We start from the raw sequence: 12,809 nt of genomic DNA, 5'->3' as shown, positions 1-12,809 counted from the left end.
AACGGCGCCCAACCCGCGCTCAGCGCCGCCGCAGCAGCCTGATTTCAGCTCTGAGGTTGACACAGAGGGTGTCATGACTAGTCGGCCACACACGGGCTTCCGCAGCGGAGACTGGAGCACCGAACAAGGCCATCACCTGACCATCAAGTTCGGCGTGCCCTGGGACTTAAGCAAAGCTGACACCGGGTTCCACATGACGGCCTGCGTGGTGCACGGTAAGCGCGCCAAGAGTGCCGGCAAGATGCCGACGCAGACCCTCGCGTGGGTCGGGAGGCTGACGCGCCCCGATGTGCCATGGGCTGTCGCTGCCGAGAAGATCGCCACCAGCGACTCCAGCGTTGCCGCCAAGGATTACGGCGTCGAGGTGCCCGAGTCGCCATACAAGGAGCGGTTCCGTGCAGGGGCCATCCTCTACCCACGGTTCACAATGTTCGTGGTGGACTCCCCAGCTGGCCCGCTCGGTCCAGGAGCGGGACGCCGGTCAGTTACCTCATTCAGGAACTCACTAGAGAAGAAGCCTTGGAAGGACTACCCATCCATCAAAGCGAACGTGGAGATCGCATACATCCATCCCGTATACCTCGGCGAACAGGTGCTGCCGTTCCGAACACTGCCACCACGAGAAGCCGTCCTGCCCTTGAGCAAGACAGCAATCCTCACGCCCGACGAGATCGAAATGCGCGACGGGCTCAACGCTTGGTGGTCGCAAGCAGAGACCGCGTGGGCGACCGACCCGAAATCCGGAGGCAAGCCGCTGTCAGAGCGGATGGATTATCACGGGCAGCTCTCCGCTCAGCTTCCAGTTCACGCCGTACGGGTCGTCTACACGGCGTCAGGCAACACACTCGCTGCCGCGATCATCAGGGATGACCGCGCCATCGTTGAGCACAAGCTGTACTGGGCACCAACAATGGTCGAGCCAGAGGCTCACTACCTGTGCGCCATCCTCAACTCCGCGCCGATCCTGACCTCAGTCAAACCGCTGCAGGCAATCGGACTGTTCGGACGCCGCGACTTCGACAAGAACGTGTTCTCCGCCCCGTTCCCGACCTACGACAAAGAGAACACCGCGCACCTCGAGTTGGCGGAGCTGGGCCAGCAGGCCGAGAACGAAGCCGCGACCGTGGACATCAGCGGAGCAGGCACCTTTCAAGCGGCCCGCAAACTGATACGGGATCATCTCTCCAAGACGGGCACCGAGGCGGCCATCCTGAAAGCGGTAACCAACCTGCTGCTCAAGGGATAATTCTGGTGACTTCCCTGACAGCTGAAAGCCGCCAGCTTCTTCTCACGCCGCATGGACGAGCTCCTCGATGAACGCAGTGCCCTCAGCGCCCAGTTGCGGGAAGGAGACGGTCCCGCTCTGACAGCGTCGGCGACCCGGGCACGCCCATCTTTAACGGCTACAACATCTACGCTGTTATTTCTGTTAGAGTGCGTTATGGCACAAACCAGCTCTTGGTTCGCTGCGTTCGTCCGCGAAACGCGAGAACGCTCCGGACGGAGCCAGCAAGAGGTTCATGACGCCGGCGGCCCGTACCGGCAGGCACAGGCGGCCATCGAAAGCGAACAAGGCGATCACATCCCCGACTACTTTCTGCCCATGTTCGACCACGCCTACGGCTGGCCGCGCGGGTACACGCAGGCGCTCGCCGAACTTGGCGAGTACATCGAAAACCCCGAACTCGGCGACGCGCTGCGGGGCGACGAACGTGACGCCGCGGTCCTGGCCGACTACGACGGTCAACCGCCCCCGACAGTGTGGAAGACGTTCGGCGGGCTCTACGAGGACCCGAATCAGGCGACGGGCTATTCGCCGGCCTATCTCGGGTTCGACCCGACGACCGGCGAACCCGTCTGCCTTGAAGGCCCACTGCTGACCAACGTGCCGTTCGAACATCTGCACCCGATGATCCTGGCACGCCACGGCACAACCACCATTGACGTCAACGTCGTCGACGCAAACTCCATGAACACTTTGACGTCGCACTACGCCGGCGGCTACGTTCCCGAAAGCGCGGCACAGCAACCCATCAAGTTGTACCGGACCGGAACCTCAGACCCTGCTCAAGCGGAACCCATCGCGATCGACTCACTATCCGAGATCACGCTGTTATCCGAAGCGAAAAACCTCGCGGCAGCCTTACGTAAAATCCGCCCGCACGTACCCACCACCACGATCCGGGCCGCATTCACGTTCTTGGCCATCGTCGCATTCGGCGAAGACCCCATCCTCACCATGACCGAACTCTTGCGCCGCGGCACCGACACAGCCGCAACCGAATTCAACACGCGCTTCGAACAATTCTGGCAGGAGTTCTACGACCCAGCCAAAGCAGGCCCCGAGCTAGCCCGACCCGATCACCACGCGTGCGATCTACTCGCCGGCGTGCTGGCCGCCCGCGACGAAGTCCTCACAATCGACATCGGCAACCACAAAGGGCAGCGCCACCCCCGCTACGACATCCCCCGCACCGTGCGACCGGACTCGATCCTGCCGCCCAGCGCCCCGCCAGCCATGCTGTTCTACGACAGCAACATAGCCCCAGAGATGCCGGTCGCGCTCTCCCACCAGTGGATCACAGCATCCCTGAGCTTCTACGCCGCCGAACTAAAACCCGGCGGTGGCGTCTGGCCCCCTCTCGGCCCACGGATCCCCTACCAATCCGTCGGCATCACCTCAGCCGACGATCGCGACATCGTAGCCCAGCGGGACTCCCCCCAGTACAAGCCTGACGGGCTCAGCACACTAACGAATTACTGCGGCGGACAAGCAATCTACTGCGAAAGCCGCGGCACCGCACGCCGCGTTTGGCTACCCCACCGATAAATGACCGCGTCGCCGAAACGCTCGACGAGCGCAGCTGAGTGACGGAGGTAGGTCAATAGTGCGGCGGCACCGGCCGGGCGCGAATGTCTGTCAGTTGCGCGGCTAACCGGGTCGCGGCGCGGTGAAGGAACTCTGCGTTGGCGAACCAGTCTCGTGGCAACTCTCCGATGAGCCCGGTGTATTTCCGACCAATTATTCGCTCGGCGGCGGAAAGCGATTTGACGGCCGATTCGGGCGACTCCAGAAGTATCGGCCAGTCGGTTTGGACATCCGCGAAGTTCAATGCACCCAAGTGCGGGAACCCCGCAACACCGAAGGTGTGCAGGAGCCGGCGATAATTGTGAATGCGGCCACCGACCTTCTCATCCTCGATCGAGTCGGCACACGGTGCATCGAAGGGGCCGCGACACCAATGGATTCGGGCCAGCACACATGGCACCCCGAGAGCTGCCAGTGCTGCAACACGGTGGTTCCCATTGAAAAAGACGCGGAAGATACTGCCGCTGGGTAACGCCCATCCTTCAACATCGATGTGCGGGATGTCGGCGGCGGGCGTGCCGAATAGCGCTCGCAGACACCGGGAATCGTCGCGTTGATGCGCGATGCGTTCGGCGAAATCGACAATCCCCTCCACCGCTGACACCGTGCCGTCTCGGCGATTGCTGTTGTAGTGAATGAGCGACTCACGCCCAGGCAATTTAAGAAGAATCCTGCGCGGATCGATCCACGCGACTTGTTCATCGTCTTCGACTGGACGGAGCTCGGTGCTGTTCGTAGGCAAGAACGGGCGCGGACGGTCCAAAACATCGTCACGTCGAGCAACCAGGACGTCACGCCGAGGACCCTCGAGGTTACGCAGGTAGGTGCGCAGCAAACCCAACCCACCGCGAAACCACGGCTCAACACCGGCGGGAGCGACACCGAACGGGTTGTCGAGCATTTCTGCCACACACGTGAGATTGTCCGGTTCCCAATCGAGCGCGAAAAAATCGATGCCGTCTTCGCGCCCGTGCCACCACGGCCTGGCATCACCCATACATCGCCTCCAAATATTTGTTGCGGACTGTCGGCTGCTACAAAAGCAGGTTGACCAGGTGGACTAGCGTGACCACGAACGCGATACCGATAGCGATTACGATGCCGATAGCGACAGCGTCCAGCACCTTCTCGATGTCTTCGTAGGTAACGCGCGGCGCACTGGCCGGTTGTTGTGAGGCGTTCGGAGGCCCGGTCGGCGCCGGCGGTCTCGTCGTTGACGATTTCGGTTGCGCTGCCGCCGATTCCTTCATCGCACATTGCGGGCTGATCGGTGGTCTAACCCCCAGAGACCTCACAGCCGCAACGGATTCGGATGTCTGATCGCACGCAACCGAGGCCGTGTTCTTTCTGGCCGTTGTCGGTTGCACCGCAGCGGCGTTCGCCGACCGATCTCCGACGACATCGCTGGCCTGGCGTCGGCCGGCCTCGAGCAGATCCTCCTGTAAAACCCATCCGGTATACGCTCGGTTGCCCTTGCCGCCTCGCGGCATTATCGGGTTGCCGCACACCCAGATACGACGCCCAGACAGCACCTGATCAAGAAAAATATGAAGATCCATCCTGCAGCGCCGCAGATACGGCTTCTCATCGACGAGTTGCCACGTGGTCGCCCATACATCCACTGCAGCGAACTCGTCGAGCGCCGCTGGGTTGGTCCAAGGCTCAAACTCGATCGCCCGGTCCCGGCCAATGCGCCGCAAATCCCCTACCTTGAACCGCGCAGCTGGCAATCCAAACAGCGCCTGCTCCACGGAATCCCCACGCGCATCGTGAGATAACAGCCAAATCGTCTGGCCCGCCCCATGGCGCGCGCGGGCGACGGTGCGCTTAGCGAAAGCGGTTGGTCGCTGCTGCACCTCCAGCGCTGTCTTGGTGGTTTCCACATAGACGTCTGCGCGGGTTGGCCAGTGTTCTGGCACGGCCGTATACCCCAGCTGGCGGCAAATTCCGGTGATTCGGTTTTGCATCCAACGGTGCCGCTCACTCATCCTACGATCGGTCTCAGGCTTTTCGTCCGATCCGAGAATGTGATGGCCGCATCCAGCGGCCGCGCCGCGCGGGTAGGCCAGGTGCCGCTGACTTTGGGTGCAATCCTTCGGCACTAGCGGCTGCCGACACCCAGGTACGTCGCAGATGACTGCTTTGCGGTTAGCGAGGACTACCTCCCAGTCGTCGTCGTTGCCGGCCCACAGGGGCCGACCGAAGTCGTGGTCTCGGAGTCGCGCGTGCCTCTTGATTTGGTTTGACCGCGCGTGCTGGTGGATCGACGCCATGCCCGTATCTTGGCAGCTCGAGACGACACCTTAGTCCGACCTGCGAGCCAGACAAACCTACAAGTAAATGCATCCCGCTGGCGTAGCACGCTGTGTGCTACGGTGGGGCCGGTGGAGCTAATCGGAGTTCGAGAACTACGCCAGCACGCATCGCGATACCTCGCCCGCGTTGAAGCCGGCGAGGAACTTGGCGTCACCAACAAAGGACGACTAGTGGCCCGACTCGTCCCCGTGCAGGCCGCACAACGCTCACGCGAGGCCCTGATCGAATCCGGCGCCCTGATCCCGGCCCCGCGGCCGCGCAACCTTCTCGACGTCACACCCGCCGTGACGCGCGGCCGCACACGCAATCTCTCCGATGTTCTCAACGAGATGCGCAACGAGCAGTGATCTATATGGACACCTCAGCCCTGACCAAGCTGCTCATCGCCGAACCCGAAACACCCGAACTGCAGACATGGCTCACCACGCAAAGCAACGCGGCAACGAGCGCGCTCACCCGCGTCGAGCTGATGAGAGTCGTTGCCCGATACGGCGAACCGGGCCAAGCCGAGCGCGCGCGCTACCTACTCGACGGGCTCGACATACTCCCGATCACCGAACCCGCGATCACGCTGGCTGAAACAATCGGCCCGGCCACCCTGCGCTCTCTTGACGCAATTCACCTCGCAGCAGCTGCCCAAATCAGGCGGGAACTTACAGCGTTTGTCACATACGACCACCGCTTGCTGGACGGCTGCCGCGACGTCGGCCTGCCAACAGCATCACCCGGCGTAGTCACCTGAACGCTGGCGTTTCCCACCTTCACGTAGTCAGCCCGCGAACGGCGAAAGAAAGGGTACAAGGTGAACGACAACGATGACCGGCTTGCGGCCAGTCACGAATTTGTGGTCGTCGACGACAGGCATCGGGACGGGTTTGCGGAGCTGCGCAACCTCCCACCGATCGACGTCTCGGCGATTGATCCCTCTCGCTTGCGGAACTTGATAGACGGCGAAATCGCCAGGCGCGCCAGCATATTTGAAGACCGTGCAACCGACCACTGCAATGACCCTCACGACAGTGCCGTCCCGGATCAGTGGCTGCTCATCGAGTGCGATGAACCCGGCTGCAACGAGTCCGCGGAGGTGGACTTGGCCGCAACCGACCCACGTGATGAGCAGGCGCTACATGCAGTCCTCGGCGGCAGTGGCTGGAGTTCCGCCGCCAAAGGCCTGGAACTATGCCCGAAACACCGCCCAAATTAAAATGCACGTCCCCAGGGAGGATCGGCCAAAATGGCGCACGTTCGAACCCGGCTGAACCCGGCATTTCTGAAGAAACGTCAGAATTCGACAGATCAGACTATGCGGACGCCGCCGCGGTGTTGGCGCGCATACGCCGCCGAACATGCCGCCGCACAGCCGAACGCATCCTCAACCGGGCACACAACGACCGCGCTATGTCCGCCGCCGTCGCCGACTACTTCAACGAATTCTCCCAATCCGACTTGTCCGACAGGCGTAGGCACGCCCTCGCCGGTGCCGACTCGGACCCCGATTACTACTCACCATGACCATTGCGACGCTAAATGCCATACACAACGAGAATCGCGGGTTATCAAACCCGCTAGAGACGCGAAGCTGGAAATGATCAAAGTCGCCGATAGGGTGCGTCTGGCCTGGCGCATACACGACCTCACAATCCCTACAGGAATCGTCACCAACATCTACAGCAAAGGCGATGTTGACGTCGACTGGTGCGCAGGCCACATCATCAATCGAGAATCTCCCGGCGATCTGCGCATGCTTGAGTCGCCGGCAAGGCTGCCGCAGTGACGGCAAGTCACGCATGGAGCTTGCACACCGGTCAGTACGCGTGGGTGCTGGGCCGCCACCTCGCCGCTGCGCGGGAAGGCCACCTCTCGCCCACCTGGCGGGAAGACCTCATCACCCAAACGATGAAGCCCATCCCCAGCGGCCCCCGATTGCCTACGGGTGGAGGGCGTTCTCTCGCCGAAATCATGGCGGGTAAACCCGCGCCCACGCCGCCCCCGGCGCCGCCCAAACCGGTGCCTGAAGTGGTCCTGAGAGCGTGTGTGCTGGGCCTGCGTGAACACGACCCGTACGCCGCGCCCGACGCCGACGTCGTTCAGGCGTGCGCGGCGCTCGACGTGGCCCATATCCCACCGGCGGCCTGGGAACCCTACGCGGCCAATGGGGATTGGCGGACGGCATTGGATGCGTGGTTCGCCGCCGCATCAGCCGCTCTTGACGACGCCGCACTCGCCGACCGCGTAATTCGCTTAGCGCGCCCTGACCGCACGAGCGTGGGCGTTGAAGAATTCAAGCTCGAACAACTCCGCATCGAACACGACCTTCTGGAAGTTTCTTACCTCGCCGGCATTGAGGCTGGGACCGGGGTTGATAGCGGCTGGCGCGACAGGCTCGCCCAACGCCTAGAGCAGTGGAGCGAACGCTCACGTCGCGACCAATACCGGCTCGCTTTACTCAACCACGATACAGCCCACTGGCCGCACGCACCCAGCACGGCGCGAGATGCTGACATCGCCAACGACCCCTACCAAGGCGCGTTCGGCGCCGCACCCCCGCTACAGTCGCTGCCGATACACCCACTACCCGACTACTGGACGATGCGCGCAACGTGTGACAGTTGACTCTCCGTGCACACCTGATGCCAACAAGAACCCAGGTCGGGACCGTCTTCCCGCCAGAGCGGGCCCGGGAGGACGTTAACTCGTCGCGGCCAACGCCGAATAAACCATGTCCGCCAATGTTTCTCGGGAAGGCTCACGCTGCGCCAGCCATAGCGTTTCCCAGCACCGCAGCTGCTGTTCTGCCGCCACTAACTCTTTATTCCAGCCTTCCGCGAGCGGCTCAGGCGGATCAATCTGCGCAGTCATGAGCTGACCGCGCACAGCGTGCATATTCATCCCGACCGCCTCCCAAAGCTGCTCACCGCCAGGACGGCCTATCTGCTCAATCACGCTGGTGCGCAATACATCAACCCCGAAGTTCCGGTCGTGTGACTCGGCCACCGTCGACGCCACGTAACGGATGTTCGCTGGGATCTCGTCCTCGGGAATGGCCTGCACCTTTGGCCACCAGTAATCCGGCGATGCTATCTCGAGGCGGTGACGACCGGCCGGGTTGCGCAGCGGATTTTGATCCACTGCCGCTTTGTCGTCAGCGACCACCACAGTGTGCTTGGCGAATAACGCGGCCAGACCCAGATAGTGGCGCGCCACAACGAGAATCGGCGCTTCGCCGATCGCTTCTCCATATTGGGCGAGCACCCGTGCTGGCGGTTTCAATCCTCGCCACAGTTTCCGGATCGACCAGTCGATCGTGTCGTCAAGGTGCGCGATGATGACCCCGCCCGGCATGTACACCCCCGACGGGATCCAGGACAGACCTTCGCGTGAGGCGATCACAAACCGAGCCTTCTCCCCTGGCCGTTTGAAGACGGCACAGGCCCACTGCTGCACCACACCGAGAGCCGGATCGTTCAACGCGGCCACCAACGCTGTCGCCGCAGCGAATTCCGGCGTCGACGACAAGCCACCACCGATAGCGTGTGAGCCCATCCTCGCGGCCCGCAACGCCGCATTGGCGGCACCGAGATTCATCACGTTCGGCGGCGGCATCGCCGGCGGCGCACCAGGTCCACCCGAACCAGGCACCCCAACTGGGCCGGCAACACCAGGTGCGGCCGGTGGCGGCGCGGGTGGCGTTGGCGGGTTCGGCACACCCGCCGCGGGTGGCGGAGCCAACGGGACCGCCGCAGCCTGCTGAGGAGACGCGGGCGCCGGTGTCCCCTGCGCAGGCGCTACTTGTTCTCCCACAGCTGCTGGAGGCGGCGTCGATGGAACCGCGGGCGGCGGGCCGGCCGGCATCGTCGACCCCGGAGGCGGCCTAAACGGCTGCGCAGCTGCCGCGCTGCTCGCCAGCGGCGGCGACGCGAAACCCTGCGCGGCGCCACTGAGGAACTGTGCTGGCGGCGGCGCAGCGGCGGGGCTGCCAGCTCCCCCGCCAGGTATGCCCCCGGTGCCCGACAAGCCACCGCCACCTAGGCCAGTCCCGCCGGCGGGCAGTCCGCCGCCGGACAAGCCACTGGTCGGCAGCGGACTACTCGGCGGCGACAACCCACCCATCTTCGGCACGCCGCCGCCAACACCGCTTAAACCAGAACCGGCGCCGGACCCTGGTGTTGACGCAACGATGCTCGTCGGCGGCGTCGCATTCGTTGGCACATCGCCGGGAGGACGGCGCAGCGCTGTTTCATTCGGTTGCGAGTGTTCCCCTGGTTGTGTGAGCCCTGAATTACCCGGCTCCCGCCGCTCGGCGGTTTGCGACGTCCCATGCTGGCTATTCGGTTCCTGTGCCGCGTCAGGAGGCGGCCGCCTGGCGCTATTTTCCTCACTCCCTGGGCCGCGCCGCGTTGCGGTGGTTCCATTGTCGACAGTTTGATCGACCGGTTTGGCCTGAACAGAGCCGTCGGGGCCCTTACCGCCCGACCCGCCGCCGTGACCGCCGTGGCCGGAGCCGACAGGCGGTGAGTCCTTGTAAGTGAGTGGCGTTAGCCCAAGTGGTGCTGGTGGCGTCGTGGGTATGTAGAGGCCTTTGTACAGCGCCTCGATATCCCTTTTCGCTTCGTTGATCGTCTGCTGTATTTCGTTGCGCAGTCGCTGGATTTGCTGCTCGCGGATTTGCGGCGGGAGGCTGGTCGCCTGCAGTGCGGCGATTTCGAATTCCTTAGCCGCGATGGTGGCCTCTGCGGCCGCGACCTCTATCGCGATCATGACTTTTGTCGTCGTGAGCGAGCCAGCTGTCGCTTCAATCTCGGCCCCGCCCTTGCCGTACCAACGGGCGAGCTCGGATGCCATGGCGCCGACTCTGAACGCTGCGTTTATCGGTGCTTCAAGGCCGCTGCGAGCAACGGAGTGGTAGGCGTGGCCATCGCCGTAGGTCTTGGTTTCGGCCGTCTGTGCGCCGGTGCCGGCGTGGATTATCTGCATGCCGACGCCGCCCACCGCCGTCTCATCGATCTCCGGCCAATTCGTACCGACCAGATTGTGAGGACTGGGCGGCCGCGCAATCACCGCGGAGCCACCGCCGTGCACATTGAGTTAACAGCGTTGCCGAAGTCGACGGATGCCACCCACAGTCGATCGTCACTGGGCTGGTAATTCGGCAGGCGATCCGCGTACGCCTCTTCATACATGGCCTGCCCCTGCATGAGCGCCTTCAGCAGCGGATCTTGTGCCTTCCCGGCCATGCGCCGCATATCGGCAACCTCGTCCCTCATGATCGGAATGACGGCCCGGGTCAGCGCCTGTTGCTCGGGCGTCCGCTGGGCCATCGCCACGTGAGGGTCCGTCCCATGGGCCCAATCCCGCTCCTTACTGAGGTAGTCCTGAGTGATTGGTGACCATTCCGCACACACCGGATCCGGAGTGACCGGGATGGTGGGGTTGATCTGGGCTGGCTTGGCGGGTGCGGTGATGGTGGTCGGCGCCGAGGCCTCCGTCGTTGAGTGGCCGGTGCCGTTGCTGTAGCCGATGAGGCCGCCCGCGATGCCGCCGATCAACAGGGCAGCGGCGGCCGCAGCGCTGATGCCCGCCCAAACCCGGGCGCGTGTTATCCCGTGCTGGCGCCGCGCCTGCGCCATAAGAAGGTCAATTTGAGAGTCGGATCGGGACTCGAGGTCGTGGACTGCGACTTGGACTGCGGCGGACGGCACGTTGAGGTCGGTGAGTTCCTTGACGTAACGGGCCAGGGCGACGTGGTGTGCGCTGTACAGCTTCCCGGACGCTGTGTCCACACCGGGCACGAAACTCGTCACGAGGTCCTGGCGGAGTCCGGATTCGCGTGAGATTTCGGCCAAAGTCATCCATCGTCCGGGTGCGGCGGACGGTTGAGGGCGGGCAAAGGTGGTCATATGGTGTACCTCCCCTCTCCGCTGCTGTTTACTGTGTCGGCACCGGATTGGTCTGTTGTTTCAGTCGCCTGCGGTGCGGCGGTCATGCCGGCGCGCAGCGCGTCGACGCTCTGGTTATAGACCGCGATTTCCCTATGGGCAGCTTCGATGAACGCTTTGAGTTCGGCTGCGATCTGCTGGCTTTTTGGGTCGCTGCCGGTGGGCACGGGTGGAAACTCGGGGTGCAGATGCATGCCGACAGACGACCCCGCCGCTGCGCCGCCGGTGGTGTTGCCACGAATATCGGCCATCTGTCTGCTCCTCTCAGTTCCCTGTGCAACGCAAGTCTAAGTGGTGGTCGCGCTTTCCGACAGACGCTTTCCGCAGGTCAGCCGAGTTGTCGTCAGCTGTTGCTGCAGGAGCCGCCTCTAACCTGCCAGCGGCACCCCATACGGCCCCATCCGCAGCGTCCCTGGGCATGAGTGTCAACGTAGGCCGCGATCGCGTCGCGCATCACATCGCTGGGATTTCGGCCCTGCTTGCGGGCGAGGTCATCGACCTGGCTGCTAAGGCGTCGCGGTAGTCGCACCTGTCGTCGGGGCGCTGGGCCGTCGGCGTCGCGAGCGGGATCGATGCTTGGTCGCCCGCCGGCTCGCCGCAGCAGTTCGCGCGAAGCTTCGACGGCCTGCGCTCCATGCAGCGCCCGGTGAGGGTCGATATCGCGGTCATCGCTTTCGGCCCAGGTCGCGAGCTTGTGGTAATGCGTCCTATCGATGTCGTTCATGCGTCGTTCTCGTGATCCAAGTGGGCGAGGACTTCCGGCGGGCCTGCATACCGCTGGAATATCGGATTACGGCTTCCGCCATCGCCTTGGGGCAGCGGAAGGGTGGCCTGTTTCAGGCGAGTTGGATGCGTTCGTCGCCGAGGTCGACTTCGACGCGTAAGTGCCCGCCGAGCGCTTCGATGTAGCGCCGCAAGGTGTCGATTTGGGCGTGTTCGACCTGGCCCCGCTCGAAAGCACTGACGCGGTTCTGGCTGACATGAAGGAGGGCGGCGAGTTGGGTCTGGGTGAGGTTTTGCGCCTCACGCAGCTCTCGGAGGGTGTGCCCGCGTAGCTGGCCGCGCATGCGCTTCTTGTGCTCCTCGACAGCGGTTCGATCGACAGGCCGTTTAGTCAGCCAGTCCTGAAGCGTTGTCATCGTTTTTTCCGTCCTTTCGCGTCTTTCGGGAGTGTCTGAAGGTGTGCGTCGAGCCGATCATCAGCGATCGGAATGTTGTCGTCATACCAGCGTTTCCATCGGCCTTGCTTGTCGCCGGCGACGAGCAGGATCGCCACGCGCTGAGGGTCGAATGCAAAGAGCACCCGCAGCTCGGTGCGGCCTGCGCTTCCTGGTCGAAGCTCTTTCATGTTGTTGTGTCGTGAGCCGGTCACCGTGTCGACGAGCGGCCGGCCCAAAAGCGGCCCGTGTTCGGCGAGCAGCTCGAGGGCGGCGATCACCAGCTCGTGACTGCGGTCGTCGAGCCGGGCCAGCCAGTCGGTCACGTAGTCGACGTTGACCGTCCAGCCCACGGAACACCACTGTACAACATAGGAGTTCTAAACCGGTAGTGGTTTACACCGAGGTAGGCCGGTGCAGAAGGTGTGTGCGGTACCGGTGAGCCAGTCGGCCAGGGTCAAGTCCCGGGAAGTGGTGTAGTGCTGCGTGATCCGGTGGGTTAGGCGGTGAGTGCGGGCATGTCGTTGGCTC

15 protein-coding genes and 1 pseudogene are annotated in these 12,809 nt (G+C 63.4%); 8 read left to right on the top strand and 8 right to left on the bottom strand.

Annotated elements, in window-relative coordinates; translation table 11 throughout:
• Both AWC14_RS00260 and AWC14_RS00255 read left to right on the top strand, forming a co-directional pair.
• Nucleotides 1–1,246 (top strand): annotated as a pseudogene (locus AWC14_RS00260) (N-6 DNA methylase); the annotation flags it as partial.
• 195 nt (nucleotides 1,247–1,441) lie between these two features.
• Nucleotides 1,442–2,830 (top strand): hypothetical protein, encoded by a 1,389-nt coding sequence (locus tag AWC14_RS00255; protein WP_045374988.1) that lies wholly within the window; start codon nucleotides 1,442–1,444, stop codon nucleotides 2,828–2,830.
• Nucleotides 2,831–2,882: 52 nt separating this feature from the next.
• On the opposite strand, the gene AWC14_RS00250 is transcribed toward AWC14_RS00255, so the two are convergent.
• On the bottom strand, nucleotides 2,883–3,866 hold the full coding sequence (locus AWC14_RS00250) for a hypothetical protein (protein ID WP_045374985.1): 984 nt from the start codon (nucleotides 3,864–3,866) through the stop codon (nucleotides 2,883–2,885).
• A 37-nt stretch (nucleotides 3,867–3,903) separates the two neighbouring features.
• Entirely contained in the window at nucleotides 3,904–4,857 is a 954-nt protein-coding gene (locus AWC14_RS29330; protein WP_235215831.1) for a hypothetical protein, read from the bottom strand.
• Nucleotides 4,858–5,253: 396 nt separating this feature from the next.
• On the opposite strand from AWC14_RS29330, the gene AWC14_RS00240 reads away from it, so the two are divergent.
• The 5 genes from AWC14_RS00240 to AWC14_RS00215 all read left to right on the top strand — a co-directional run bounded on the left by AWC14_RS00240 (nucleotide 5,254) and on the right by AWC14_RS00215 (nucleotide 7,798).
• Nucleotides 5,254–5,532, top strand: coding sequence for a type II toxin-antitoxin system Phd/YefM family antitoxin (locus AWC14_RS00240; protein WP_193393852.1), 279 nt, complete (start codon nucleotides 5,254–5,256; stop codon nucleotides 5,530–5,532).
• Complete coding sequence (locus AWC14_RS00235; protein ID WP_057003395.1) at nucleotides 5,529–5,927, top strand: type II toxin-antitoxin system VapC family toxin; 399 nt, start codon at nucleotides 5,529–5,531, stop codon at nucleotides 5,925–5,927. Before AWC14_RS00240 ends, AWC14_RS00235 begins: the two co-directional genes overlap by 4 nt.
• 60 nt (nucleotides 5,928–5,987) lie before the next feature.
• Nucleotides 5,988–6,389, top strand: a complete 402-nt coding sequence (locus AWC14_RS00230) for a hypothetical protein (RefSeq protein ID WP_045374977.1) — start codon at nucleotides 5,988–5,990, stop codon at nucleotides 6,387–6,389.
• Between the two features lie 381 nt (nucleotides 6,390–6,770).
• The gene (locus AWC14_RS00220; protein WP_045374971.1) at nucleotides 6,771–6,959 is read left to right on the top strand and encodes a hypothetical protein; all 189 of its coding nucleotides are present in this window, start codon (nucleotides 6,771–6,773) and stop codon (nucleotides 6,957–6,959) included.
• Nucleotides 6,960–7,219: 260 nt separating this feature from the next.
• On the top strand, nucleotides 7,220–7,798 hold the full coding sequence (locus AWC14_RS00215) for a hypothetical protein (protein WP_057003394.1): 579 nt from the start codon (nucleotides 7,220–7,222) through the stop codon (nucleotides 7,796–7,798).
• A gap of 75 nt (nucleotides 7,799–7,873) precedes the next feature.
• On the opposite strand, the gene AWC14_RS29325 is transcribed toward AWC14_RS00215, so the two are convergent.
• Nucleotides 7,874–8,788 (bottom strand): hypothetical protein, encoded by a 915-nt coding sequence (locus AWC14_RS29325; RefSeq protein ID WP_052425497.1) that lies wholly within the window; start codon nucleotides 8,786–8,788, stop codon nucleotides 7,874–7,876.
• Nucleotides 8,789–8,856: 68 nt separating this feature from the next.
• Between AWC14_RS29325 and AWC14_RS29320 the strand changes: the two genes are divergently transcribed.
• Nucleotides 8,857–9,060: a hypothetical protein gene (locus AWC14_RS29320; RefSeq protein ID WP_156419172.1), complete on the top strand. Its 204-nt coding sequence runs from the start codon at nucleotides 8,857–8,859 to the stop codon at nucleotides 9,058–9,060.
• A 1,179-nt stretch (nucleotides 9,061–10,239) separates the two neighbouring features.
• Here the strand turns inward: AWC14_RS29320 and AWC14_RS00200 are convergent.
• The 5 genes from AWC14_RS00200 to AWC14_RS00180 form a co-directional block, all read right to left on the bottom strand.
• Nucleotides 10,240–11,034, bottom strand: a complete 795-nt coding sequence (locus AWC14_RS00200; RefSeq protein WP_052425496.1) for a hypothetical protein — start codon at nucleotides 11,032–11,034, stop codon at nucleotides 10,240–10,242.
• 44 nt (nucleotides 11,035–11,078) lie between these two features.
• Complete coding sequence (locus tag AWC14_RS00195) at nucleotides 11,079–11,372, bottom strand: hypothetical protein (RefSeq protein ID WP_045374966.1); 294 nt, start codon at nucleotides 11,370–11,372, stop codon at nucleotides 11,079–11,081.
• Between the two features lie 92 nt (nucleotides 11,373–11,464).
• A complete protein-coding gene (locus tag AWC14_RS00190; protein ID WP_081968000.1) occupies nucleotides 11,465–11,845 on the bottom strand; it encodes a ribbon-helix-helix domain-containing protein in 381 nt (126 codons plus the stop codon).
• Nucleotides 11,846–11,957: 112 nt separating this feature from the next.
• Nucleotides 11,958–12,260, bottom strand: coding sequence for a helix-turn-helix domain-containing protein (locus AWC14_RS00185; RefSeq protein WP_045374961.1), 303 nt, complete (start codon nucleotides 12,258–12,260; stop codon nucleotides 11,958–11,960).
• The gene (locus AWC14_RS00180) at nucleotides 12,257–12,631 is read right to left on the bottom strand and encodes a type II toxin-antitoxin system RelE/ParE family toxin (protein ID WP_045374958.1); all 375 of its coding nucleotides are present in this window, start codon (nucleotides 12,629–12,631) and stop codon (nucleotides 12,257–12,259) included. Before AWC14_RS00180 ends, AWC14_RS00185 begins: the two co-directional genes overlap by 4 nt.
• Between the last annotated feature and the right edge of the window lie 178 nt (nucleotides 12,632–12,809).

Source organism: Mycobacterium kyorinense (assembly GCF_002101735.1).
GTDB lineage: Bacteria > Actinomycetota > Actinomycetes > Mycobacteriales > Mycobacteriaceae > Mycobacterium > Mycobacterium kyorinense.
Note: the sequence above shows the minus strand (reverse complement) of the source record. Positions and strands in the feature narration are given on the sequence as shown.